Below are 24,941 nucleotides of genomic sequence, written 5' to 3'. Positions count from 1 at the left end.
GTCCGAATTCCTACCATCTCCTTGAGCCACCCCCACCAGAAATGATAAGGTTGAGCGTTTCCGCAATTTTATAAAAACTCAAGCCCGATAAACTTCAAGTTAACGCTTGCAAGGTCAAGGGAAAATACATAGTGAGGGGATTTACGCAATGCGTATCATTCTGCTGGGCGCTCCGGGCGCAGGTAAAGGTACTCAGGCTCAATTTATCATGGAAAAGTACGGTATCCCGCAAATTTCCACCGGTGATATGTTGCGTGCAGCCGTGAAGGCCGGCTCGGAACTGGGCAAGCAGGCGAAAGAAATTATGGATGCCGGTAAGCTGGTAACCGATGAACTGGTGATCGCGCTGGTCAAAGAGCGTATCACTCAACAGGATTGCCGTAATGGTTTTCTGTTGGACGGTTTCCCGCGCACTATTCCGCAGGCTGACGCGATGAAAGAGGCCGGCATTAAGGTGGATTATGTGCTGGAGTTTGATGTACCGGACGAACTGATCATTGATCGTATCGTGGGTCGCCGTGTACATGCGCCATCAGGTCGTGTTTATCACACCAAATTCAATCCACCGAAGGTGGAAGGAAAAGACGATGTGACTGGCGAAGAACTCACCACGCGCAAAGATGACCAAGAAGAAACGGTCCGTAAGCGTCTGGTTGAATATCACCAGATGACGGCACCGCTGGTCTCTTACTATCACCAAGAGGCTGATGCTGGCAACACCGCTTATCACAAAATTGATGGTACGCGCAAAGTCACCGAAGTGAGCAGTGAATTAGCGACCATTCTGGGCTAATTAATCTTTATCGGTTTCTTTGTTGGTCATGATTGCCTGACGCAATCATGACCCGTTTGATCAGGCGTGTGTGATCTGCCATAGCAAGCACTGTACGCCTTTTCCCTCCACTAAAGCTTTTCTCAAAAACCTCAAGTGATGGCATATTGCGATATACCTAAGCCCCATCAAGTGCTTTTCTACTACAATAGGCCTAATTAACAAGATATTAGCCGGAAAGGGAAACTGTGATGAAACAAGAGAAACATGGGGTATTACTGGTGAATCTGGGGACAGCAGAAGCACCAACGCCTAAAGCGGTAAAGCGCTACCTGAAAGAGTTTCTCAGTGACCGGCGTGTTGTTGATACCTCACCGCTGCTCTGGTGGCCACTGCTCAATGGGGTAATTTTACCACTCCGTTCGGCGCGTGTAGCAAAGTTGTACCAATCCATCTGGATGGATGAGGGGTCACCATTGTTAGTGTATAGCCGCCGCCAACAGCAGCAACTGGCGGCGCGTATGCCCAATACGCCAGTGGAATTGGGCATGTGTTATGGTTCACCGAGCCTGGCATCAGCAATCGATAACCTACTGGCACAAGGGGTCACCAATTTGGTGGTATTACCGTTGTATCCGCAATACTCCTGTTCTACCAGTGCAGCGGTTTGGGATGGCGTGGCGCGGGTACTGAAAAATTACCGCCGTCTGCCTTCGCTGACGTTTATCCGTGACTATGCTGAGCACCCGGCTTATATCCGTGCCCTGCAACAGAGTGTCGCTCAGGCGTTTGTCCAGCATGGGCAGCCTGATAGACTTGTGGTGTCATTTCATGGCATCCCGAAACGTTATGCACACTTGGGGGATGATTACCCGCAACGTTGTGAGGATACCTACCGTGCACTAGCGGCACGGCTCTCTCTGGGCACGGACCGCATGATGATGACTTATCAGTCGCGTTTTGGTCGCGAGCCTTGGCTGACGCCTTATACGGATGAAACACTGAAAAGTCTGCCAGCTCAAGGGGTGAAACATATCCAAGTGATTTGCCCTGGCTTTTCTGTGGATTGTCTGGAAACCTTAGAGGAGATCAAAGAGCAGAACCGGGAGATATTCCTGGCAGCAGGCGGGGAGAAATTTGAATATATTCCAGCGCTTAATGATGATGCGGCGCATATTGATCTGCTGCAGGAGTTAGTCGCCAAAGGGCTGTGATTGGTTGCAAGTGGGTGCGTGCCCCGGCTCATCCTTAAGCCGGGGTATAACGGCAACTGGCTTACGCCTTGGCGGCCTCAGCAGTTATCGGTATCGCAAATTGGAAGCTATTTAACATGCTGCTGGCAATCTCGAATTCCCCCATGACTATCTGATTGGCACCCTGTTCAGCCAGATAATCGAGTTCATCATCATAATGCGCACGTACAATAATTTCGATATCCGGTTGTTTAAGTCGCGCGGCAGCCACTATCTCACCGGCTTCATAGCTATTGGGGATGGTCAGCAATAACCAACGGGCACAATCGAGCCTGGCCAGTTCCATGATTTCCGGATTGGCGGCATTACCGAGTACCGCTTTGAACCCTTGCTCACGCAGGGCCTCCACTTTACTGCGGCTATTTTCAACCACCACCAGAGGAATCCCTTCTTTAGTCAGTTTGTTGGCGAGCAAGTGCCCAACGCGATCACAACCGACGATCAACGCATGGCTACACATATCTACCGGGATCTGCTTCTCTTCTTCTACTGCTTCTTCGAGGCTCTGATCTTCGATGGTCTCGGTTTTAGCCAGATAACGTTCTAATAAACTAAACATCAGCGGGTTAAGCATAATCGACAGAATTGCACCGGCAAGAACCAGATTGCGGCCATGTGGGTCCAGCATGCCGAGTGAAATCCCCAACCCGGCAAGGATAAAGGCAAACTCCCCGATTTGTGCCAAGCTGACAGAAATCGTCAGTGCAGTGCGCTTGGAGTGACCAAATATTCTCACCAGCGCAAAGGCCGCTATCGATTTGCCAAACAGGATAATGGTCAGCGTTGCCAGCACCGCCAACGGCTCCTGAATCAGGATCATCGGATCAAACAGCATACCGACAGAGACGAAGAACAGCACGGCAAAAGCATCGCGCAATGGCAAAGTATCATGGGCGGCTCGATGGCTCAGCTCAGATTCATTCAACACCATACCGGCAAAAAAGGCACCGAGTGCGAATGAAACATCGAAAAAACCGACCGCGCCGTAAGCAATACCCAATGCCAGGGCCAGAACAGCCAAGGTAAAGAGTTCACGAGAACCGGTACTGGCGGTTCTAGCCAGGATCCAGGGGACCAGTCGGCGGCCGACAATAATCATCAAAGCGATAAAAGCAACCACTTTGCCAATGGTGATCGCCAACTCGCTGAGTAATTGTGTGGTGCTGGCGGTATCGCTCTTAAGCATATTACTGAATGCCGGTAACAGCACTAGCGCCAACACCATGGCTAAATCTTCTACAATTAACCAGCCAATGGCAATTTGCCCTCGTTGGCTGTCAATCAGTTGCCGTTCTTCTAATGCCCGTAGCAGTACCACGGTACTGGCGGTGGATAGACACAAGCCAAAGACCAGGCCGGCAATCAGATCCCAGCCCATCAGTTTGGATAACCCGATCCCCAGCACAGTGGCCACAGCAATTTGTACGATGGCACCGGGAATGGCGATGGATTTTACCGCCAGAAGATCTTTAAGAGAGAAATGGAGGCCAACACCGAACATCAGCAGGATCACGCCTATTTCCGCCAGTTCTGGTGCCAGAGAGGTATCAGCGACAAAACCGGGGGTAAAAGGCCCCGCGAGCACCCCTGCGGCAAGGTAACCCACCAGGGGGGAGATGCGCAGACGGTTAGCCAGCATACCAAAGAGGAAGGCAAGTACTAATCCTCCAACAATGGTGGAGATCAAGGGGGTATGATGATGCATCCAGACTCCTTTCGGTTGTATTACGCCAAAATAGATAAAGAAAGTGTATGAAAAAAATGAAACTATCGCCATTTAAGCGAGAGGGGCGGTGTACATGGGGCCCTCTATCGTTTGAATGGTGATGGGTAACTTATTATAGTGTGTTTTCATTGAAATTACTTAGTTAATTTCAGGTTGGTTAGATAAATAAGGATTTTATGCTATTTTAATCCCTTGGTTGTGATTTTTTATGGTTATCTCGGATAAAAAATTGATTTTTTTAGTGAATGACCCGGTTTGAATGGCTGTCTAAACCGGGTTTTTAGGGGGGTTTAGTGCTTGTGTTCAACATTTGGTAGTAATGCTGTGACAATCCCAATAAGGGGTAGAAATGAGCAGATTATGAAAACCAACTCGATGCTGGTAACATCCGCGACGAAACCAAGCACCGCAGCGCCTAAGCCACCAATACCAAAAGAAAAACCGAAGAATAAGCCCGAGATCATCCCCACTTTAGCTGGAACTAATTCTTGCGCATAAACCAGAATGGCCGAGAAAGCAGAGGCCAAAATCAGGCCAATAATAACGGTTAAAATTCCCGTCCAATAAAGAGAAGCGTAGGGTAAAGCGAGGGTAAAGGGTGCCACACCGAGGATCGACCCCCAAATAACATATTTACGCCCGATCTTATCCCCTAAAGGCCCGCCAATCAGAGTGCCCACCGCGACGGCAAATAGGAAGGCAAACAAATGTAACTGAGCATTTTGCACCGAAACATCAAACTTCTGTATCAAATAAAAGGTGTAATAGCTGGTGATGCTGGCCAAATAGAAAGATTTGGAAAAAACCAGCAGCAACAGGATGGATAGAGAAACGACGATAGTACGTCGTGGTAGCGCGGTGACCAAGGAAGCCGATTTAGGTTTGCTTTTCGCCATCCGGTGCTGATGTTGATACCATTTGCTTACTTGCAGCAGTACGACAATCGCCAGCAATGCCGCCAGAGAAAACCAGCCAACATTCCCTTTGCCATAGGGGGCTATCACCAGCGCCGCCAACAGCGGGCCAAGTGAACTGCCAAAATTCCCCCCTACCTGGAACAGTGACTGAGCCAGACCATAGCGCCCACCCGAGGCCATGCGCGCAACACGGGATGATTCAGGATGGAATATCGATGATCCGGTGCCCACCAAAGCGGCAGCCAACAAGACGAGTGGGAAAGTATTGGCGTTTGCCAGCAGTAGCAAACCAGAGAGGGTGAACCCCATGCCGATGGGGAGCGAAAAGGGCTGAGGATGCTTATCGGTGTAATGACCCACTAATGGCTGCAGCAGCGATGCGCTGAATTGATAGGTTAAGGTAATGATACCAATTTGCGTGAAACTGAGGTTGAAGTCTGCTTGCAGGATCGGATAAATCGCCATAATAAGCGATTGGAGCATATCGTTGAGCAGGTGAGAAACACTGATAGCACCAAGAATAGAGAAAGCAGTCCCGGTTCCCGCTTTGTTTTTTACCGGTGGCATGGCCGCTTCAGAACGATCAGTCATATTATAATTTAGCCTGGTAATTAATTGTGAGGTGGACAGTTTAACCCGTTGATCTTTCTTTCGACAACGTTGTCAATGTTACCTTTAGTGTAAATGACCAACAGTAATCGTATCAATTATCTCCAGTAAGTGAGATTACAGCGACACAATTTGACGTAAGTAGCAAAATTTTGAAACCTATATGGTCAATTTACGTTACAATTTTGACCTCACCGAGGTCGCCATTTTTTACAATGGAGAATTGCCATGCGTTTTTCACTTCAAACCACGACTTATGGGCTGCTGGTTTCCCTAGCGCTGTTTTGTGCAACGGCCAATGCCTGGGAAAAAGACAGAACTTACGATATCACTATCTTGCATACCAACGATCATCATGGCCATTTCTGGCAGAACGACTATGACGAATATGGTTTGGCCGCACAGAAAACGCTGGTGGATAGCATTCGCCAGGAAGTGGCCGCTAAAGGGGGGAGTGTTCTGTTATTATCCGGTGGCGATATCAATACCGGTGTACCGGAGTCTGATTTACAGGATGCTGAACCTGATTTTCGTGGTATGACGCTGATTGGTTATGACGCGATGGCGATTGGCAACCATGAATTTGATAACCCACTCAGTGTGTTGCGCCAGCAGCAAAAGTGGGCTTCCTTCCCGTTGTTATCCGCCAATATTTATCAGAAAAGTACTCAGCAGCGGTTGTTCGCACCTTATGCGCTATTCGACAAACAAGGGGTGAAGATTGCCGTTATTGGCCTGACCACTGATGACACCGCAAAAATCGGCAACCCAGAGTATTTTACCGATATTGAATTCCGTGTGCCTGCGCTGGAAGCCAAACAGGTGGTAGAGCAGTTACGTCAGGATGAAAAACCGGATGTGATTATCGCCGCAACCCATATGGGGCACTATGATAATGGCAATCATGGCTCCAATGCCCCGGGGGATGTGGAAATGGCCCGTAGCCTGCCCGCAGGTTACCTGGACTTGATTGTCGGCGGACATTCGCAGGACCCGCTCTGTATGGCGAGTGAAAATCATAAACAGGTGGATTACGTGCCCGGAACGCCTTGCGCGCCGGATCGCCAAAATGGGACCTGGATCGTACAGGCTCATGAATGGGGTAAGTACGTTGGCCGTGCTGATTTCCAGTTTCGCAATGGCGAACTGACACTGAAGCACTATCAGTTGATCCCGGTTAACTTGAAGAAAAAGGTCGAAAAAGCCGACGGCAGCAGCGAGCGCGTCTATTACACGCAGGAAATTACCAAAGATCCTGCCATGGTCAAGTTATTAACGCCTTTCCAGGATAAAGGCCAGACCCAACTGGAAGTGAAGATTGGCAGCGTTAATGGCCGGTTGGAAGGAGACCGCAGTAAAGTTCGTTTTGTACAGACCAACCTTTCCCGGGTGTTATTGGCGGCACAAATGGCAAGGGCCAATGCCGATTTTGCCGTAATGAGCGGCGGTGGTGTGCGTGATTCCATTGAGGCTGGTGATATTACCTATAAAAACGTGCTTAAGGTGCAGCCCTTCGGTAATACGCTGGTCTATGTGGATATGAAAGGCCGTGAAGTTGAGCAGTACTTGGCGGTGGTCGCCAATATGAAGGTCGACTCCGGTGCCTATGCGCAGTTTGCCAATGTGAGTTTGGTGGCAGACGGTAAAGGGGTCAGCAAGGTAAAAATCAAGGGAGAACCCCTACAGGCAGATAAAACCTATCGCATGGCAACCCTGAGTTTTAACGCATTGGGTGGTGATGGTTATCCGAAGGTTGATACCCTGCCAAGTTACGTCAATACCGGTTTTATCGATGCGGAAGTCTTGAAACAGTATATTGAGACTCACTCACCGCTGGATGCGGCCGCTTATGAGCCCAAGGGTGAAATAGTTTATAACTAAATTGAATGTAAGGCGTTTTTGCTTCGAATGGGCATGATGCAGGTTAGCCGACCGTGGAGCGCACGGATGCGCGATACGAGCCCCCAGGGAGGGGTTTACGGCGTGTCGGCGTTCCGTATCATGCCCAGTTGCATTACCCTCAACGTGTAATGTCGTTAGATGCGGTAATCTAGGATAACCTAACCTATTCAAAAGATTGAGCGTCACTTTGCGCTGCAATCGCCGCCCTTATACGTCTTAGTCCCGCTTGGCGATCTCGGCAAAAGAGCCCGATAACAAACGGCAGAGGTCATTGGCCGCCAATTCAATATCCAGCCCACGCTTGCCCCCAGAAACAAAGATCGTAGCAAATTGCTGCGCCGGTGCGTCAATCACCGTAGGTAAGCGCTTCTTTTGCCCTAACGGGCTGATCCCCCCCACCAGATATCCCGTCACCCGTTGAGCCAGTAGCGGGTCAGCCATTTCGGCTTTTTTGGCCCCTAAGGCTTTGGCGACCTTTTTCAGATCCAATTGAGTGGCTACCGGTGTGACGGCTACCGCCAGATTTTTGCTGTCACCATTCAGGGAGACGAGCAGTGTTTTATAGACCTGTTGGGCATTTAGCCCCAGTTTCTTTACTACCTCGTCACCAAAATTGGTTTCTTCACTATCGTGATGATAGCTATGTAGCGTGAACGGGATTTTTTGTTTTTCAAGCAGAACCACTGCCGGTGTCATAATCTTATGCCCCAAAATAAAGAGAAATATCCCGTCACCAATGAAGCTGCAGCGGTGTTGGCCGCGTTACGAGGTCCGTCCGTGGACCTCGCCCCTATCGGGGCCGCTGCAAGCAGCGTTCAAATCCGCTCCAGGCGGATTTGTCACTCACCCCAGTCACTTACTTGTGTAAGCTCCTGGGGCTTCGCTCAGTTGCCGCCTACCTGCAATTTCATTGAACTTGGGTACAGAATATCAATGCCAGTTATGCCAAGCCTTCCTGTAACAGTGCGGGCAAATTCCCATCACCGTATAGATGCAGTGCACCTACTGCCACCACATAGTTACCCGCTGGTAAGGCTTGCAACTTTTGTTGCCAATGACGATTACGGCAATGCATCAATAGGTCATATAACTCGGCACTAAAAGTAGAAGGTAGTGCTTCCGGTAAGGCATTCGGCTTACTATCCAGCCACCAACTCACCATGGTTTGTAGCAAACGGGCATTAGTACGCCAATGCTCCAGCGTGTCTTGCAATAATCCTAGCCCACCTTGGGGTAATTGTTCCAGCATGGCCAGTTGCTCTGCGGCACCTTCAAGCTCAATCACCGTTATCTGCTGTGCTTTGGCGCTTTGCAATAGCTGGTAATCAATACCGTACTCGGCACGTAATCCTAATAATTGTGCTTGTTGCGCCTGCATCATCAACGCCACCTGCCAGGCAGGCAGCGTAGCAAAGGTAGTGGCATCGGCGCCGATCTCTTGACATAACGCCTGTAAACAATGGAATTCTTGCTGGGAAAGGCGCTGTTCTAGCGGTTGGCATACTTCACCACCACCAAAAGGGGATGGGGTATGGCTGCTGATATCGGCTTCAACGATCAACGCATCAGCCTGACGCAACTGGGTCATTAGGTAGGGGGGTAACGGTGACATATTGCTGGTCCCCATATGAATGCTACCAACCAGATGCAGTTGCCTGCCGCCGGATAACGTCATATCCACCGCCGGATAGGTGTAGGCCCGAGGTGGGAGCAGACCAAGAAAGTTTTTGATGCGGTGCAGCCATTGCCCCATGCCGTAGTGCTCCTGATTTTCCCTGCCCGAAAACCGGGCAGGGGGAAGACTTTTCTTATGCTAAACGCTTTACCTTAGTTCATTCAAGTTACAGGTAGGCGGCAAGCGTGTGAATCCCTAGGAGCATAGATAACTATGTGACTAGGGTGAACACATGTAGCCAACACCGCTGTAGCTTGAATGCTGACGGGTATAACGACCGAACAAGAAAGCCAAGGGCACGTATCGCAGACACTTTTTCAGTCTATGACCTCGGTTTAAAGCGCAATAACCGGTTGGCGTTACTGACCACAGTAATCGAAGAGAGCGCCATTGCCGCCCCAGCAATCACTGGGCTGAGCAATGTACCTGTCATGGGGTACAGGATACCGGCGGCAATGGGAATACCGAGCGTATTGTAGATAAATGCCCCCAGCAGATTCTGCTTCATATTACGCAGTGTGGCTTTTGATAACGCCAGAGCGTCAGCAACACCGTGCAAACTATGGCGCATTAACGTAATGGCGGCGGTTTCAATGGCGATATCACTGCCGCCACCCATGGCGATCCCCACGTCAGCTTGCGCCAGTGCCGGGGCATCGTTGATACCATCCCCCACCATGGCTACCCGGTGGCCTTGAGCTTGCAGTTGCTTGATAGCGTCTGCTTTGCCTTCTGGCATGACACCGGCAATCACGCGGTCAATGCCTGCTTCTTTGGCAATCGCATTGGCAGTGAGGGGGTTATCACCGGTTAACATCACCAACTGATAACCTTGCTGATGCAGACGCTGCAAGGCGCTAACGCTGTCACTGCGCAACGGGTCGCGGATAGCAAACAAGGCCGCCGGTTTGCCATTGGCTGCTAGCAATACAGGGGTGATGCCACGCTCTGCTTGTTGTTGTATCTGTTGCTCAAAGGGGGACGTATTGATCTGGTTTTCCTGCAATAGCCGGGTGTTGCCCAACAGCAATGTCACGCCAGCCACCTCACCGCTAACACCGGCTCCACGCAAGGTACGGAACTGTTCGACAACCGGTAAACTCAGCCCTTTAGCCTGCTCCGTAATCGCGCGGGCCAACGGATGGTTTGCTCCCTGCTCTAACGCGGCGGCCCAACTCAATGCTTGCTGTTGGTCCACTTGGTTAAAGGTAATGATCTCCATCACTCGTGGTTGGCCTTCCGTCAGCGTACCGGTTTTATCGAACACCAGCGTATCGAGATTGCTGGCTTGTTGCAGCGCATCAGCGTCACGCACCAGCACACCGAACTCTGCGGCACGGCCCACACCAGCGATGATCGACATGGGGGTAGCCAACCCCAAGGCACAAGGGCAGGCAATAATCAGCACGGTGGTGGCAATCACCAGGGTATAGACCACTTGAGGTTGCGGGCCAAAAAAGTACCAGATAGCGGCACTGAACAAGGCGATCACCACCACCGTTGGCACAAACACCGCCGAAATTTTGTCAGCCAACTGACCGATGGCTGGCTTGCTACTTTGCGCCTGACGCACCAGTTTAATAATCCGTGCTAGCGTGGTTTTGCTGCCGACTGCCTCGGCGTGGAACAGCACACTACCATCATCCACCACGGTACCGGCATGTACCGTATCGCCCACACCTTTTTGCTGTGGAATCGCCTCTCCGGTCAACATCGCTTCATCCACCCACAGCTCCCCCTGAATGATTTTACCATCCACAGGAATGCGGTCACCGGTGGTTAGCCGCAATGTCATCCCCAACTGCACCTCTGCCAGCGGGATGCTTTTCTCCCCCTGTTCAGTGACCACTCGGGCGCTAGGGGGGGTGAGATCCAACAAGCGTTCCAGTGCTTGGGAAGATCGCTGCCGAGCCCGTTGTTCCATGGCGTGGCCCAGATTAATCAAGCCGATAATCATTGCACTGGCTTCGTAATAAAGGTGGCGGGCCTCCATGGGGAAGAACTCCGGCCAAATATTAACGCTAATGGAATACAGCCAGGCTGCACCGGTGCCTAAGGCGACCAGTGTATCCATGGTGGCGCTGCCATTTATCAGTGCGCGCCAGGCATTACGATAAAAATGGCCACCCGCCAACACCATCACAACCAAGGTAATTATGCCGACTATCATCCACGGGCGCTGGGTTTCTGGTGTTAGCGACATACTGCCACCGAATACGCCCCAAGCCATAAGTGGAACGCCGAGTGCCAGCGCCAAGGCGGCCTGCCATCTGAAGCGCTTCATACTGGCTTGTGCCGTCTGCTGCTGGCGCTCTCGACGCTCAGTTTCATCTGCAATCAGTTCTGCACCATAGCCGGCTTTTTCTACTGCCGCCACCAAGGCATTGGGCTCAGCATGGCCGCTAATCAGTGCACTGCGTTCGGCTAAATTGACCCGTGCGGTTGTCACCCCGGGGACATTCTGCAACGCCTGCTGGACTTTGTTGACACAACTGGCGCAGGTCATACCGCTGAGTAACAACTGAATACTGTCATCATCAGTATCCGTTACCGGAGGGGAAGAGGGAGCCGCTGCCTGGGATTCCGGCAATGTTGGGGTAGATTCAGTCAGCGGCTCAGTTTTTGGGTGATGTTTTTCTCCTGCAATGTTTTCTCCTGAAATGTTTTCCCCTGCCAGCTTTTCCCCCACCAGAGTGGCGTGATACCCAGCCTGTTCAATGGCCGCGATGAGTTGTTCTGCGGGTGTATCTCCGTAGATTTTAGCCGCTTCAAGAGTGACCTCAGCGGCGATCACACCCGGCAGTGCTTCCAGTGCTTTACGAGCGCTACCCACACAGTGCATACAGGAGAGACCGGAGAGTTGTAGTTCGGTATCTGCTTGCGTGGCCACTTTAGCCTGATAACCAGCATCAACAACACTGTCGATTAATGCTGTTGCCGGGGCGCTCCCCGTTACTTTGGCATAGTGAACATTCACTTCTGCTTGTTCGACATCAGTGCGGCTTTCCAGGGCTGTTTTCACCCGTTGCGCACAATGCATACAGGAAAGGCCCTGTAACGCCAGTACGGTAATCTGTGACATAGACTGGTTCCTGATAACAAGATAACGGTATAGGGATAGACTCGTCATACGGTGAATAGGGCGAGTCGGTCAACTTAGGTGTATCATTGAAGAGAAGCTTAAACCTTCCCGCAAGGGTAAGGTCAAGGAGGAAAAATGAATATCAGTGATGTTGCCAAAAAAACCGGTTTGACCAGCAAGGCCATTCGTTTTTATGAAGAAAAAGGCTTGGTAACGGCACCGATCCGTACCGATAACGGTTATCGCAGTTACAGTACCAAACATGTTGAAGAGCTAACGCTGCTGCGCCAGGCACGTCTGGTGGGGTTCACTCTTGATGAATGCCGTGAACTGGTCACTTTATTCAATGATCCCGCCCGCCATAGCGCGGATGTAAAAGCACGCACGCTGCAGAAAGTGGCAGATATTGAGCGGCATATCACTGAACTGGAGGAGATGCGCCAACGATTATTGGCGCTAGCGGAACAATGCCCGGGCAACGAGGGCGCAGACTGCCCGATTATTAATAATCTGGCAGGCTGCTGTCACAATCATTAACGAGTTACAGCGCGAATCACCAGCGTCGCCCCTTCGACGGCAATGACTTCTACTTCAGTGCCTGCAGGGAGGTCTTCATTGGCTTGAGCACGCCAACTGCTGTCGCCGATATTGATGCGCCCAAAGCCATTCTGCATCGCTTCAGTAAGGGTCCCACGGGTGCCAATCAATTGGCGATTACGTTGGTTTAGCACCTGTGAACTGCCCGCGAACTTTGGCCGTCTGCGTAGCCAGTACCACCACAGGTAGGCAACGATAAGGGTCATCACGGCGAAGAGAACACCTTGCCACTCCCAGCCTAACTGCGGTAATAGCCAGACAATGATGCCAACCACCACCGCAGACACACCACTCCACAGCAGATAACCGGCAGCGCCCAGCATTTCTGCTGCCAGCAATAAGCCACCGAGAGTGATCCAGAACCATTGTGGGTTCGCTGTGATCTGTTCAAGCATGATTAGTTGCCTTTACTCTCTTTTAGCAATTCGGCAATGCCACCAATGGAACCCAGCAAGCTGCTAGCATCCAACGGCATCATAATGACTTTGCTGTTATCAGCTGAACCGATCTTCTGCAGTGCATCGGTATATTTCTGGGCCACAAAGTAGTTAACTGCCTGAATATTACCGCTGGCAATGGCGTCAGAAACCAGTTGGGTTGCTTTTGCTTCTGCTTCGGCGGCACGCTCACGGGCTTCAGCCTGCAGGAACGCAGATTGACGTTCCCCTTCCGCTTTCAGAATTTGTGACTGCTTTTCACCTTCGGCACGTAGAATGGCCGCCTGACGTACCCCTTCCGCTTCCAGAATATCGGCACGTTTGGTACGTTCGGCTTTCATCTGGGCGTTCATCGAGGCAATCAATTCAGCGGGTGGGCGAACATCGCGGATTTCAATCCGGGTGATTTTGACCCCCCAAGGGTTGGTGGCCTCATCGACGATATGCAACAGACGACTGTTGATGCTATCGCGCTGTGACAGCATTTCATCCAGTTCCATTGAACCGAGCACAGTACGGAAGTTGGTCATGGTTAAGTTAACGATCGCCAGTTCGAGGTTACTGACCTCATAGGCGGCACGTGCGGGATCAACAACCTGAATAAAACAGACCGCATCGATGGCCACGTTGGCATTATCACGTGAAATAATTTCTTGAGAAGGGATATCTAACACTTGCTCCATCATATTGATTTTACGGCCAACACGATCAATAAAAGGTACCATCAGGTTCAAACCTGGCATCAGTGTTTTGGTATAGCGACCAAAACGCTCCACGGTCCATTGATAGCCTTGTGGCACAATCTTTACACTGGTAAAGGCGACAATTAACGCTATAACAATCAAAATTGGGATGATGGAAAAGGTAAAATCGAACATGGAACAACCTCCGGTTAGATAGTTAAATTAATATTACGCTAGTGGAGACAGAAAGCCTAATCTCTCCAGGCTAATCGCCCGATTAATCCAGAGGTAAAGTAAACCCTTTGATAAGAGGGTCATGGGATTGAAATAGCGCAATAATGCTTTTGACGACTTCCCCCCCTCGGTGATTTGACCACGCCAATGATAATGTGGATTGCTGGCGTGTGCGCAGCGGTTTTTTCTGCACCAGTTCCTCTCTGTCAAGGTATGGTTGGCATAAGGTTCGGGGTAAAAAACCGATACCGACACCGCGTAAATGACATTCCAGTTTGGTATGGAGATCCGGCACTTTTATTTCACGCTGACCGGAGAGTAACCAGGCAATGCGCTTGTCCAGATGGCGGGCAGTATCTTCAACATTGATTGCCGGGTAAAGCCGTAATTGATCCTCGGGTATTGGCTCAACGGCACCCACTAGCGGATGGTGTGGTGCAATGGCAAATACCCACTCTATCTTGCCCAGTGGCAGTACATTGATACTATTTTCCAGCGACTCATTGCCTGCCGCCCCAATGGCCAGGTGACAATCTTCGTTCAACAATGCATCCCATACCCCCATATAAACCTGGCGCGAGATATGGAACTGGGTAAAGGGGTAGCGTTGTTGCAGGTAGGCCAGTAATTGGGCCACCGTGGCAGGATTATAGAGCAGATTATTGATAACAATATTGACCTGATGTTCTATCCCATCATTAATTTGGCGCAGTTCATTGGGCATAGAATCAAGCCAATTGTGCCATTGGCTGCAACGTTCCAACAGGTATTCACCGGCCGGAGTCAGATTGACGCTTCGGGTGGTGCGAATGAAGAGTTGGGTACCGATACTTTCTTCCAGTGTTTTGATGCGATAACTGATGGTAGCGGTGGTCTTGTGGAGTAACTCTGCAGCGCGAGAAAAGCTCTGGCACTCTGCCACTTTAATAAATGATCGAATAGTTTCGTGATCCAGCATGTTATTTCCTTAACGCGGCAGCGATGGTTTCCATTCATTGAAAGAGAATTTACTTATCTTATCTTCCTTAGGTTAGCCATTACACATGATTCCGTGATTTTCAGCACTATTTATCAGTTTATTATGATAGATACAGCACAAAACAACTCAATTATTAATGTGCGCTGGGTGATTAAAATTCTTTGATAATATTTCTATTATTAATAGACTAATTTAAATAGTGGCAAATTAATGTGCTGCTGGTCATATTGTGGAATAATTTTCCAATATTAACTTTTAAATTAATCATGACCTGTTTAGAGTGATCTCATTCGGTGGTGTTCCTTTTTAAGATGGTTTGGAGAAGAGATAGATGGATTTAATTGCTGTTGAACTCACACCTGGAGCCTTTGCACCTTATGGTGATGTATTACAGACTGATGATACCCCCTTTTACCATATCAATGATGGGAAAACGGAGCGCTATCATGATATTGCAAAAGTAGAGGTCACTGATGGGCACCGGGTACTGGTGAGTATCAATCGCTCGGAACCTTGTGATATGCCGATGACGTTCTCACTACTGGAGAAACACCCGCTGTCATCCCAAGCCTTTATGCCGATGAAGGGGGAACGCTTTGTGGTCATTGTTGCGCAAGCGGGGGAACAGGGTGAAATATTAGTTAATACCTTACGTGCATTTATTACTAATGGTCGGCAAGGGGTGAATTATCATCGTAATGTCTGGCATCATCCTTTATTTGCTTTCGGTAAAGTAACTGACTTTTTCACAGTAGATCGTGGTGGTGCTGATAACTGTGTCGTCAGTCAATTACCTGAGCCTTATCGCGTGGTAATTAGCCAGTAGTCATTAGATAGTAGATTATTTATTTCACCGGGTTCATTCAGGTAATTCAAATAATGCGAGATGAAAGGGTATAAATAACCATAAACCGTACATCAGTCAACATTGCTGCCACTGGAAAGGGGATGGGTATACTATATCGGGTAAACCTTAAGTTGAATTAAGAAAGGAAAGCCCGAATGAACGAACTACGCAGAAAAGGAAGACCAACGACAGATGCAGGAGCAACGAAAGGTGCCCAGGCATTGGACCGAGGGTTGGAGATCCTGCAGTTTCTGGCCAATGCAGGAGGAAGCTCGTCCGTTTCCGTGTTATCCGAAAAGTTAGGGTTACCGCTGTCAACGACATTCAGATTATTGAAAGTATTAGAAAAATCTGAATTTGTTTTTCAGGATCCACAATTAGGTTGGTGGCATATTGGGATCCAGGCGTTCACTGTCGGGGCGGCTTACATGAATGACCGGGACGTGGTTTCAGTAGCAGGTCCCCCTATGCGTCGTTTGATGCTGTTATCAGGTGAAACAGCTAACTTGGCCATCAGGAATAACTTTGATGCGGTCTTGATCCGCCAATGTGAGTGCCAGGCCATGGTGCGAATGTGTGCTCCGCTGGGTAGCCGCTTACCGTTACACGCTTCCGGGGCAGGGAAAGCGCTCCTCTATCCCCTGATAGAAGAGGAAATGCTGGATCTGATTGTGCGTACAGGGTTGCACGCCTTTACCCCGAATACGCTGACGAGTGTGAATTTATTGCGCAAAGATTTATCGCAATCGCTGGCCCGGGGGTACGCCATTGATGCTGAAGAGCATGCTGCAGGGCTCAATTGCCTGGCATCAGCGATTTTCGATCGTAGCAACAATGTGGTGGCGGCCATCTCTATTTCCGGGCCCAGTGAGCGTGTGAGTCGTGAGCGTTTTAAGGAACTGGGGGAGCTGGTGCGAGATGTTGCTAATGACATCAGTACGACATTAGGAGAATCACGCAGTCACCATTGAGTCATCTATGACAACACCTGTAGCCGCTGAATCAAGCCGCTGCAGGCTGAACTAGCCTTCCCGTTTGTTGAATAAACGGTTTTTTTTGAATTTAATTTCAATTTGGAAAATTTTTCCAAAAAAGCAGGAGAAGATGAGATGGCAATAATGCGAGCGGTAGATGCGGCAATGTATGTGCTGGAAAAAGAGGGGGTCAATACGGCATTCGGCGTACCTGGTGCGGCGATCAACCCCTTTTATAACGCGATGCGCAAGCACGGTGGAATCAAACATTACCTGGCGCGCCATGTGGAAGGTGCCTCTCATATGGCAGAAGGTTATACCCGTGCTAAACCGGGGAATATTGGCGTGTGTCTGGGGACTTCTGGGCCGGCAGGCACGGATATGATTACCGCGCTTTATTCAGCTTCGGCAGATTCTATTCCTATTCTTTGCATTACTGGGCAAGCACCACGGGCACGCTTGCATAAAGAAGATTTTCAAGCGGTCGATATTGAATCAATCGCCAAGCCTGTCACTAAAATGGCCGTGACGGTGTTGGAACCGGCTTTGGTTCCCCGGGTATTGCAACAAGCGTTCCATCTGATGCGTTCTGGCCGTCCTGGTCCAGTGCTGGTGGATTTACCTTATGACGTTCAAATGGCCGAGATCGAATTTGATCCGGAAACCTACTCCTCACTGGGAGCCTATAAACCCGCAGCCACTCAAGCGCAGATCGACAAAGCGTTGGACATGTTGTGTGCTGCTCACAAGCCATTGATTATTGCTGGTGGGGGTATCCTCAATGCCGATGCGGCCGATTTGTTGCAGGAATTGGCGGAGATTTGCAATACACCAGTGATCCCGACCTTGATGGGTTGGGGCTGTATTCCTGACGATCATACGCTGATGGCAGGGATGGCTGGGTTACAAACCTCCCATCGTTATGGTAATGCCAATCTGCTGGATTCAGATTTTCTATTAGGCATTGGTAATCGTTGGGCCAACCGCCATACCGGGTCCGTGGATAAATATACTGCGGGCCGCAAGATCGTTCATATTGATATTGAGCCGACGCAGATTGGTCGCGTTATTTGCCCTGACCTGGGTATTGTGTCCGATGCCAAAACGGCTTTGCAGATGTTGGTTGAGCGAGCTCGCGAGCGCTCAAAACAAGGGCTATTGCCAAACAGAACCGAGTGGGTGGAAACCTGCCTGCAACGCAAGCGGACGCTATTACGCAAAACCCACTTCGACAATGTGCCGATCAAACCTCAGCGCGTCTATGAAGAAATGAACCGGGCATTCGGGCGTGATGCCTGTTATGTCACCACCATTGGGCTTTCGCAGATTGCTGCGGCGCAATTGTTACATGTATTCAAACCACGTCACTGGATCAATGCTGGGCAGGCCGGCCCATTGGGTTGGACCATTCCTTCGGCGCTGGGTGTCTGTGCTGCGGATCCGCAACGCAAAGTGGTCGCCTTATCCGGTGATTATGACTTCCAGTTTATGATCGAAGAACTGGCCGTCGGTGCTCAATTCAAACTGCCTTATATCCATGTATTAGTGAACAACGCCTATCTGGGGTTAATTCGCCAGTCTCAGCGCGGTTTTGATATGGATTATTGTGTTCAACTCGCTTTTGAAAATATCAATACCCCGGAAATCGGTGAGTATGGCGTTGACCACGTCAAAGTGGTTGAAGGGTTGGGCTGCAAGGGCATTCGTGTGACTAAACCTGAAAATATAGCCTCAGCATTCCAGCAAGCAGAAGAATTAATGCGCCAGCACCAGGTGCCAGTGGTGGTGGAAATTATTCTGGAGCGTGTGACTAACATTTCGATGGGAACCGAACTGGATAACGTAACAGAGTTTGAACCTGTTGCCGAGTCGCCAGAAGATGCGCCGACGGCAGTCAGTTACTTCAAATACCAGTAGGGAAAAAATTATGCCAAAGTTTTCAGCTAATTTATCAATGCTCTTTAACGAAGTGGACTTTCTACAACGCTTTCGCTGTGCCAAAGAGCAAGGGTTCACGGCAATAGAGTATATGTTCCCTTACGATTATCCATTGCAGGCATTACGAACGGCGTTGGAGGAAAACCAATTAACACAGGTATTACAAAACCTCCCTGCAGGGGATTGGGCCGCTGGTGAGCGTGGTATCGCCTGTTTGCCAGGGCGAGAGTCTGAGTTCCGCGACGGTGTGGGCATGGCAGTGGAGTATGCCCGTGGATTAGGTTGCACACAGATCAACTGTTTGATCGGTAACCCGGACAAATCACTGGCACAGCATAAGACTGATGAAATCGTGGTCGCTAACCTGAGCTATGCAGCAAAAGAGTTAGCTAAGGAAAACATTCGCTTATTGGTTGAGCCGATCAATAAATACGATATGCCAGCATTCTATTTGCAAACCACTCGCCAGGCTTTAGAGCTGATGGAGTGGGTGGGTAATCCCAATCTGTTCATTCAATACGATATTTACCATATGCAGCGTATGGAGGGTGAACTGACCCAAACCATGGAAAATCTATTGAATAAAATAGCGCATATCCAGGTTGCTGATAATCCTGGCCGCCATGAGCCGGGAAGTGGGGAAATTAATTACGATTATATCTTCAGTGCACTGGACCAAATGGGCTATAGCGGCTGGATAGGTTGCGAATACAAACCGGCGACAACGACCGCTGCTGGCCTGTCATGGATTAAAAAATATCAAAATTGAGGGATGAATCATGAAACTAGGCTTTATTGGTTTGGGCATTATGGGAACACCAATGGCTGAAAAGCTGATCGAGGGTGGTCATCAGTTATATGCCAATACCTTGGGGCAGGTGCCAGCAGCATTGCTGCAAAAAGGGGCCATTGCCTGTGCAACGCCGAAGCAAGTGGCTGACTTGGCAGATATTATTTTTATTATGGTGCCAGACACTCCCCAGGTTGAGCAGGTGCTATTTGCTGCCAATGGTTGTGCTGAAGCACAATTGAAAAACAAGATCCTGGTGGACATGAGTTCTATCTCACCACTGGATACCAAAAGTTTTGCTCAACGAATCAATAAATTGGGTGCAGATTATCTGGATGCACCGGTATCAGGTGGTGAAGTGGGTGCCAAGCAGGGTTCATTAACCATCATGGTGGGGGGGGATGAAGCGGTGTTCGGGCGCGTCAAACCACTGCTCGCCTTGATGGGGAAAAACATCACCTTGGTTGGCGGTAATGGGGATGGCCAGACCTGTAAAGTCGCTAACCAGATCATTGTAGCGCTGACCATTGAAGCCGTTTCTGAAGCATTGATTTTTGCGTCTAAAGCGGGTGCCGATCCGGCGCGGGTGCGAGAAGCGTTAATGGGGGGCTTTGCTTCATCACGTATCCTGGAAGTGCATGGTGAGCGGATGATTAAGCGCACATTCGAGCCAGGTTTCCGTATTTCCTTGCATCAGAAGGATCTTAATTTGGCACTGCACGGGGCAAAATCGTTAGCACTCAGTTTGCCCAATACCGCAACTTGCCAGGAACTATTTAATCTTTGTGCTGCCCATGGCGCAAAAGATCTCGACCATTCCGCTTTGGTGCAAGCCTTGGAGATCATGGGTAACCATAAAGTATCTGATTAACTCGTAGTCGCTGTCTCACTCAAGTTGCAGGTGTCTTTATTATTTGCCTGCAGCTTGGAGAGTATATTAATTATTTAAATGATTATTTTAGGTTTAGTAGAACCTGGTTATTGGGCTATTTATTTATGATTCTTTTTTTATAGAGAATGGTTTAACAATTAATTAATGAAAATATTAAATTAATTATTTAATGTTAACATTTTTTTCTGAAGAATGGAAAAGGAACACTTACCTATTTGTTAGATATATGTAAATTTAAATATCACGCGAGTATTTTTTAATTTATGAACGAAGTTTGAGCTCAGACTGTGCGAGAAATTATGTTAACAAGATAAAATTATGAAATGTCATTTTATGATAAATTCATGAAAAGGAGAGTGTCATGAGTACAGAATACAAACCCAGTATGGATTACTGGAAAAAAATTGTAATGGTCATGAGTCTAGGTTGGGTTGCGATTTGGATTTATCGGACCGTCCTTACGCCTATTTACCCTGAAATACAAGCATCAATGGGAAATGTGAGTAATGCTGAAATAGGTGCAATTGCGAGTTTTTATTTCTTTGCCTACTGTAGCATGCAAATTCCTTGTGGGATTTTGGTCGATAAATTCGGTCAAAAAATAATGCTAATGTGCGGATTTACGCTTTTTATTTTAGGCACACTATGCATTGCAAAAGCGACTGGGATGACGATGATCTATGGTGGTTCACTACTGGCGGGAGCCGGTTGTGCTTCTTTCTTTAGTTCCGCCTACTCGCTCTCTTCAGCTAATGTTCCGAAAGAACGTAAAGCACTCGCTAACGCCATTATCAACAGTGGTTCTGCCATTGGTATGGGGATCGGTTTAATTGGTTCCAGCGTATTGGTGAAAAGTATGGGGCTGGCATGGCAAAATGTCTTGTTTATTGTTGCTGCTATTCTCACTACGATGCTTTGCGTGTTTACTTTAGTTATTCGAACTAAATCAAAAGATAACCTGGTTAAACAGGAAGAAAAGAAAAAAGAACAAACTGTTGACGTAACAGAAGAGAAAGATTCCCCGCTATTTTCTGGCATCTTATGCAGCATTTATTTTCTTTACTTCTGTACCTGCTATGGTTACTACCTGATTGTTACCTGGTTGCCATCCTATCTTCAGACAGAAAGAGGGTTTGATGGGAGTAAGATAGGATTTGCATCTGCTGTGGTTGCATTTGTTGGTGTACCCGGCGCACTGTTTTTTAGCTATCTATCAGATAAATATAAAGATAGTAAGGTTAAAATCATTATCGGACTTGAGATTGTGGCAGCGTCAATGTTGGCGTTTACGGTGTTATCACCCAATACCACCATGCTGATGATTAGCCTTATGTTATATGGACTGCTGGGCAAAATGGCTGTCGACCCGATTTTAATTTCTTATGTTTCCGAACTTGCTTCCGCCAAAAAATTGGGGCGAGCATTCAGCCTGTTTAATTTCTTTGGTATGAGTTCTGCGGTCGTAGCACCAACATTGACTGGTTTTATCTCAGATATCACAGGTTCGAAAGAGATAAGTTTTATCATCTCAGCCGGTTTGGTGGTGACGGGGACGCTAATTTTTGTCATCGTCGTGTTACAAAGAAAGAAAACAAAATACATTACTGAGCCAGCATAGAGCATAATAAATACTAATTTACCGCACATGATTTTATTTAAAGGCATCTTCTTGTCGACTATGCCCAAGCATGTTTGCATGCTTGGGCATTTTACGTGAAGGAGATCAATAATTTTTTGGTAATTAAATCCAGTTAATATGTTGCATTAACTCTCAACCTACTAACTTAGAAATTTAACACCTCATCTATATCACTTCCTGATTTTTAATCTTATAACGAAATACTTGATACCAGACAGAGCCTTTTGAACAGTGCTTGCGCTGGCCCTTTAGGGTGAAGCCTGATTTTGAACTGAGTATTTGCGCGTCACCAACCCCCAAGCTAATTGAAGTATACAGAGTATATCTTTGTGCTATACCCCAAATAACTTAAGTTGCTTGTAGGCGGCAATGAGTGAATTCCTAAAGAGATGCGCGATACGAGCCACCAGGGAGATGGTCAGGGCGTATCGGCGTTCCTGATCATTCCCGCCTACCAAAATCGGAGAGTGTAGCGGTATTAGGAACAATTATTTAGCTGTAGTCACTGTCTAATATGAAAGTGCACTGGAGTACGGATACTTATTGTTGATTGAGGTTTTAATTAACTAGCGTCTATTGCTGAGGGTCTTTTTTTAATAATAATGGTTTTCCTGTTGCTTGTTATTTATGAGTCTTGAATGGAATTTAAAAAATTATTTAGATAATGGTGGGGTGCCATTGAAAGATAGGCTGTGATTAGGATGAGGGTATCTATATTGTTTGGTTTTTTGCAATAGCATTGAGTTAAATAATGTGTAGACCAGCTTCAATCAACCCGCTATAAAAAATCAGCCGATGTGATAAACATCGGCTGAGTTGCTCAAAGAAATTCAGAGATGATTAAATATCAACGTCTCGGTTACAATCTTTAGAGTAGATATAGCTAAAGCACTCTTTGCCCACGGCGTAACCGGCTTGTGGTACATACGCGGCCATAAAAATATAATCTCCCTTTTTCACCGGGATCCACTCATTATCCAGGTTGTAAACACCGCTGCCACTCAATATATAAGCACCATGCTCTTGAACATGCGTTTCAATATAACCATGGCTAGCACCTGGTTCGAAAGAAAGAATGTGCATGTTCATATCAAAGCCCAGATCTTTCGGCAGTAAGTCCTGCAGGATAACTTCACTCATCCCTTCATAGTGGATCTTTTCAAGGTTGTTTACATTATCGCAGACGATACGCGCTTCGTGGCCAGCAATGCGCTTATAGGTACGCTTATACAGGAATAACTGGCTGGATTTACCCGCATTATCGTTAGCCAACCGCAAGGTCACGCCGGCCGGGCAATAGAGATAACCACCACTGGTCAAGGTATGGGCGGTTGCATCGGCAGACGCCTTAACTTTGCCATCAATCACATAGACAAAGGTTTCAACATTTTCACCACCAAAACCCTGCTGATTGTTACCGTCAGCATGCAGTGTCACCACATAGTCGACAAAGCTGGCCCCTAACTTGGGGGTAGATAAAATAGTGACATCACAGTTTTCAAAGCCAGGAATGATATTGCGTACCAAGCCTTCCACTGGAAGAAGCGCATAATTGTCACGCTTGATCACCGCGCGAGAGGACAAAATATCCTTTGGATAGCCAATTTGATTGTTGAAGTAACCCACGTTAATTCTCCTGATTAATAAATCTGCCCCGTCGATTCGCTGTGACAGGGGCAGAACGATGACCGTTATTCCTGATAGGCCAATTGATAAAGGGTATGTGTCAGAATTTTGACGCCTTCAGACAGATCGCTAAGCGCGGTTTTTTCTGCTGGATTGTGGCTGATACCACCAATACTGGGAACAAACATCATCACTGTGGGTATCTTAGGCGCGAATATTTGAGCGTCATGGCCCGCCCCGCTGTGCATCAGGCGGTAGTTGAGGCGCTCGGTTTCACACAGATGTACCACATTTTGTACCAACTGCCGGTTCATCGGAATAGGGGCTTCATCCATCCACAAATCAATGGTGGGAATGATATCCATCTCTGCACAGATGCGCTTGATATCAGACTCCAATTGTTGTGTAAAACGCAACAACGTTTTCTGATCAGTATGGCGACAGTCAATGGTGAATTGTGTATAGCCAGGCACCACGTTGACAACATTAGGCTTAGGTTCCACCTTACCGAAGGTTAATACTAACGGATCCCCTTCAGCTTGTGCTTTAGCGATAGACTCGCAGCAGATACGGCTAAAAGCATGAACAGCATCTTTACGATAACTCATCGGCGTTGTGCCAGCGTGATTGGCCTCGCCTTGCAATGTCACATTATAGCGGCGCTGCCCAACGATATCAGTGACGACACCAATGGTCGTACCCTCGGTTTCCAGCACCTTGCCCTGCTCAATATGCAATTCGACAAAGGCAGCAATATCGCTACGTGGCAATTGATTTGGCTGAGGAAAATCAAAACCGGCGCTATGCATGGCATCAACAAAATTGACTCCCTTGGCATCGCAGATATTTTGTACATCTTCAGGACGGGCTAAGCCGACAATATTCTTGCTTCCCCAGAAAACGAACGGGAAACGGCTGCCTTCCTCTTCCGCCAAAGAGATCACTTCCAGCGTCCGTAGTGGCGTTCCATAGGTCTCTTTAAGGTGCTTAATGGCCAAATAAGCGGCTTCGATACCCAATTGCCCATCAAGGTTGCCACCATTGACCACGGTATCGATATGAGAACCAGACAGTATCACCTGTTCAGGATACTTACTGCCCAGCAGACGACCAGACAAATTACCCACTGCATCATAGGAAACCGTCAAACCGGCGCTTTCGAAGGCCTGTTTCAATGCCTGTTGGGCGTCAATCCACTCTTTGGTATACAGCAACCGTGTCATGCCACCACTGGGGTCGGCACCTATTTTTGATAACCAGCCAGAAGTTTCACTAATTTCTTGTTGGAAGTTTTTCATATCTATCTGCCTTTTTTTAGCTTTCCTAGGATATTTGCTAGCTAGATTGACACTGATAATCCATTAGCTCT

General features: G+C 48.3%; 20 protein-coding genes. 10 read left to right on the top strand and 10 right to left on the bottom strand.

All coding sequences use genetic code 11. The features are described 5' to 3' along the window. Positions 1–148 precede the first annotated feature (148 nt). Complete coding sequence (gene adk, locus IO95_RS02090; RefSeq protein WP_023491019.1) at positions 149–793, top strand: adenylate kinase; 645 nt, start codon at positions 149–151, stop codon at positions 791–793. 230 nt (positions 794–1,023) lie between these two features. Continuing rightward, on the top strand, positions 1,024–1,986 hold the full coding sequence (hemH, locus tag IO95_RS02085; protein ID WP_023491018.1) for a ferrochelatase: 963 nt from the start codon (positions 1,024–1,026) through the stop codon (positions 1,984–1,986). A gap of 61 nt (positions 1,987–2,047) precedes the next feature. On the opposite strand, the gene ybaL is transcribed toward hemH, so the two are convergent. Both ybaL and IO95_RS02075 read right to left on the bottom strand, forming a co-directional pair. Continuing rightward, complete coding sequence (gene ybaL / locus IO95_RS02080; protein WP_023491017.1) at positions 2,048–3,730, bottom strand: YbaL family putative K(+) efflux transporter; 1,683 nt, start codon at positions 3,728–3,730, stop codon at positions 2,048–2,050. Positions 3,731–4,041: 311 nt separating this feature from the next. Then, on the bottom strand, positions 4,042–5,259 hold the full coding sequence (locus tag IO95_RS02075) for an MFS transporter (RefSeq protein ID WP_023491016.1): 1,218 nt from the start codon (positions 5,257–5,259) through the stop codon (positions 4,042–4,044). A 246-nt stretch (positions 5,260–5,505) separates the two neighbouring features. Between IO95_RS02075 and ushA the strand changes: the two genes are divergently transcribed. Then, complete coding sequence (ushA, locus tag IO95_RS02070; protein WP_023491015.1) at positions 5,506–7,158, top strand: bifunctional UDP-sugar hydrolase/5'-nucleotidase UshA; 1,653 nt, start codon at positions 5,506–5,508, stop codon at positions 7,156–7,158. A 237-nt stretch (positions 7,159–7,395) separates the two neighbouring features. Here ushA and ybaK read toward each other — a convergent pair whose 3' ends face one another. From ybaK to copA, 3 genes are all read right to left on the bottom strand, one after another. Next, positions 7,396–7,875 (bottom strand): Cys-tRNA(Pro)/Cys-tRNA(Cys) deacylase YbaK, encoded by a 480-nt coding sequence (ybaK, locus tag IO95_RS02065; RefSeq protein WP_023491013.1) that lies wholly within the window; start codon positions 7,873–7,875, stop codon positions 7,396–7,398. Between the two features lie 244 nt (positions 7,876–8,119). Beyond that, positions 8,120–8,932, bottom strand: coding sequence for a TraB/GumN family protein (locus tag IO95_RS02060; RefSeq protein WP_023491011.1), 813 nt, complete (start codon positions 8,930–8,932; stop codon positions 8,120–8,122). A 244-nt stretch (positions 8,933–9,176) separates the two neighbouring features. Then, a complete protein-coding gene (copA, locus tag IO95_RS02055) occupies positions 9,177–11,936 on the bottom strand; it encodes a copper-exporting P-type ATPase CopA (RefSeq protein ID WP_023491010.1) in 2,760 nt (919 codons plus the stop codon). 135 nt (positions 11,937–12,071) lie between these two features. Between copA and cueR the strand changes: the two genes are divergently transcribed. Beyond that, on the top strand, positions 12,072–12,473 hold the full coding sequence (gene cueR / locus IO95_RS02050) for a Cu(I)-responsive transcriptional regulator (RefSeq protein WP_023491009.1): 402 nt from the start codon (positions 12,072–12,074) through the stop codon (positions 12,471–12,473). Here the strand turns inward: cueR and IO95_RS02045 are convergent. From IO95_RS02045 to allS, 3 genes are all read right to left on the bottom strand, one after another. Then, positions 12,470–12,928, bottom strand: a complete 459-nt coding sequence (locus IO95_RS02045; protein WP_023491008.1) for an NfeD family protein — start codon at positions 12,926–12,928, stop codon at positions 12,470–12,472. The two genes, cueR and IO95_RS02045, sit on opposite strands and share 4 nt — an antisense overlap. A 2-nt stretch (positions 12,929–12,930) precedes the next feature. Beyond that, on the bottom strand, positions 12,931–13,848 hold the full coding sequence (locus tag IO95_RS02040) for an SPFH domain-containing protein (RefSeq protein WP_023491007.1): 918 nt from the start codon (positions 13,846–13,848) through the stop codon (positions 12,931–12,933). 82 nt (positions 13,849–13,930) lie between these two features. Further along, a complete protein-coding gene (gene allS / locus IO95_RS02035) occupies positions 13,931–14,845 on the bottom strand; it encodes an HTH-type transcriptional activator AllS (RefSeq protein ID WP_023491006.1) in 915 nt (304 codons plus the stop codon). Positions 14,846–15,197: 352 nt separating this feature from the next. On the opposite strand from allS, the gene IO95_RS02030 reads away from it, so the two are divergent. From IO95_RS02030 to IO95_RS02005, 6 genes are all read left to right on the top strand, one after another. Beyond that, positions 15,198–15,692 carry an ureidoglycolate lyase gene (locus IO95_RS02030; RefSeq protein ID WP_037383612.1) on the top strand — a complete coding sequence of 165 codons (495 nt, stop codon included), beginning with the start codon at positions 15,198–15,200 and terminating at the stop codon, positions 15,690–15,692. 176 nt (positions 15,693–15,868) lie between these two features. Then, on the top strand, positions 15,869–16,684 hold the full coding sequence (locus IO95_RS02025) for an IclR family transcriptional regulator C-terminal domain-containing protein (protein WP_023492436.1): 816 nt from the start codon (positions 15,869–15,871) through the stop codon (positions 16,682–16,684). Between the two features lie 138 nt (positions 16,685–16,822). Next, entirely contained in the window at positions 16,823–18,604 is a 1,782-nt protein-coding gene (gene gcl / locus IO95_RS02020) for a glyoxylate carboligase (RefSeq protein ID WP_023492434.1), read from the top strand. Between the two features lie 10 nt (positions 18,605–18,614). Continuing rightward, a complete protein-coding gene (gene hyi, locus IO95_RS02015; protein WP_023492432.1) occupies positions 18,615–19,394 on the top strand; it encodes a hydroxypyruvate isomerase in 780 nt (259 codons plus the stop codon). 10 nt (positions 19,395–19,404) lie between these two features. After that, positions 19,405–20,286: a 2-hydroxy-3-oxopropionate reductase gene (gene glxR, locus IO95_RS02010; RefSeq protein WP_023492431.1), complete on the top strand. Its 882-nt coding sequence runs from the start codon at positions 19,405–19,407 to the stop codon at positions 20,284–20,286. A gap of 382 nt (positions 20,287–20,668) precedes the next feature. Then, positions 20,669–21,925, top strand: a complete 1,257-nt coding sequence (locus tag IO95_RS02005; RefSeq protein WP_023492430.1) for an MFS transporter — start codon at positions 20,669–20,671, stop codon at positions 21,923–21,925. A gap of 861 nt (positions 21,926–22,786) precedes the next feature. Here the strand turns inward: IO95_RS02005 and allE are convergent. Both allE and allC read right to left on the bottom strand, forming a co-directional pair. Next, complete coding sequence (gene allE, locus IO95_RS02000) at positions 22,787–23,572, bottom strand: (S)-ureidoglycine aminohydrolase (protein ID WP_023492390.1); 786 nt, start codon at positions 23,570–23,572, stop codon at positions 22,787–22,789. A gap of 65 nt (positions 23,573–23,637) precedes the next feature. After that, positions 23,638–24,870 carry an allantoate deiminase gene (allC, locus tag IO95_RS01995; RefSeq protein ID WP_023492388.1) on the bottom strand — a complete coding sequence of 411 codons (1,233 nt, stop codon included), beginning with the start codon at positions 24,868–24,870 and terminating at the stop codon, positions 23,638–23,640. Positions 24,871–24,941: the final 71 nt, after the last annotated feature.

It is taken from the genome of Serratia sp. DD3 (genome assembly GCF_000496755.2).
This window is presented reverse-complemented; position numbering and strand designations above follow the sequence as displayed.

Excerpts from the sequence above, each read along its gene's own strand:
- IO95_RS02005 (WP_023492430.1), top strand. The coding sequence starts at position 20,669 with ATGAGTACAGAATACAAACCCAGTATGGATTACTGGAAAAAAATTGTA.
- ushA (WP_023491015.1), top strand. The coding sequence starts at position 5,506 with ATGCGTTTTTCACTTCAAACCACGACTTATGGGCTGCTGGTTTCCCTA.
- cueR (WP_023491009.1), top strand. The coding sequence starts at position 12,072 with ATGAATATCAGTGATGTTGCCAAAAAAACCGGTTTGACCAGCAAGGCC.
- glxR (WP_023492431.1), top strand. The coding sequence starts at position 19,405 with ATGAAACTAGGCTTTATTGGTTTGGGCATTATGGGAACACCAATGGCT.
- gcl (WP_023492434.1), top strand. The coding sequence starts at position 16,823 with ATGGCAATAATGCGAGCGGTAGATGCGGCAATGTATGTGCTGGAAAAA.
- IO95_RS02025 (WP_023492436.1), top strand. The coding sequence starts at position 15,869 with ATGAACGAACTACGCAGAAAAGGAAGACCAACGACAGATGCAGGAGCA.
- hemH (WP_023491018.1), top strand. The coding sequence starts at position 1,024 with ATGAAACAAGAGAAACATGGGGTATTACTGGTGAATCTGGGGACAGCA.
- allS (WP_023491006.1), bottom strand. The coding sequence starts at position 14,845 with ATGCTGGATCACGAAACTATTCGATCATTTATTAAAGTGGCAGAGTGC.
- IO95_RS02075 (WP_023491016.1), bottom strand. The coding sequence starts at position 5,259 with ATGACTGATCGTTCTGAAGCGGCCATGCCACCGGTAAAAAACAAAGCG.
- IO95_RS02040 (WP_023491007.1), bottom strand. The coding sequence starts at position 13,848 with ATGTTCGATTTTACCTTTTCCATCATCCCAATTTTGATTGTTATAGCG.
- ybaK (WP_023491013.1), bottom strand. The coding sequence starts at position 7,875 with ATGACACCGGCAGTGGTTCTGCTTGAAAAACAAAAAATCCCGTTCACG.
- ybaL (WP_023491017.1), bottom strand. The coding sequence starts at position 3,730 with ATGCATCATCATACCCCCTTGATCTCCACCATTGTTGGAGGATTAGTA.
- allC (WP_023492388.1), bottom strand. The coding sequence starts at position 24,870 with ATGAAAAACTTCCAACAAGAAATTAGTGAAACTTCTGGCTGGTTATCA.
- copA (WP_023491010.1), bottom strand. The coding sequence starts at position 11,936 with ATGTCACAGATTACCGTACTGGCGTTACAGGGCCTTTCCTGTATGCAT.
- IO95_RS02045 (WP_023491008.1), bottom strand. The coding sequence starts at position 12,928 with ATGCTTGAACAGATCACAGCGAACCCACAATGGTTCTGGATCACTCTC.
- IO95_RS02030 (WP_037383612.1), top strand. The coding sequence starts at position 15,198 with ATGGATTTAATTGCTGTTGAACTCACACCTGGAGCCTTTGCACCTTAT.
- hyi (WP_023492432.1), top strand. The coding sequence starts at position 18,615 with ATGCCAAAGTTTTCAGCTAATTTATCAATGCTCTTTAACGAAGTGGAC.
- adk (WP_023491019.1), top strand. The coding sequence starts at position 149 with ATGCGTATCATTCTGCTGGGCGCTCCGGGCGCAGGTAAAGGTACTCAG.
- IO95_RS02060 (WP_023491011.1), bottom strand. The coding sequence starts at position 8,932 with ATGGGGCAATGGCTGCACCGCATCAAAAACTTTCTTGGTCTGCTCCCA.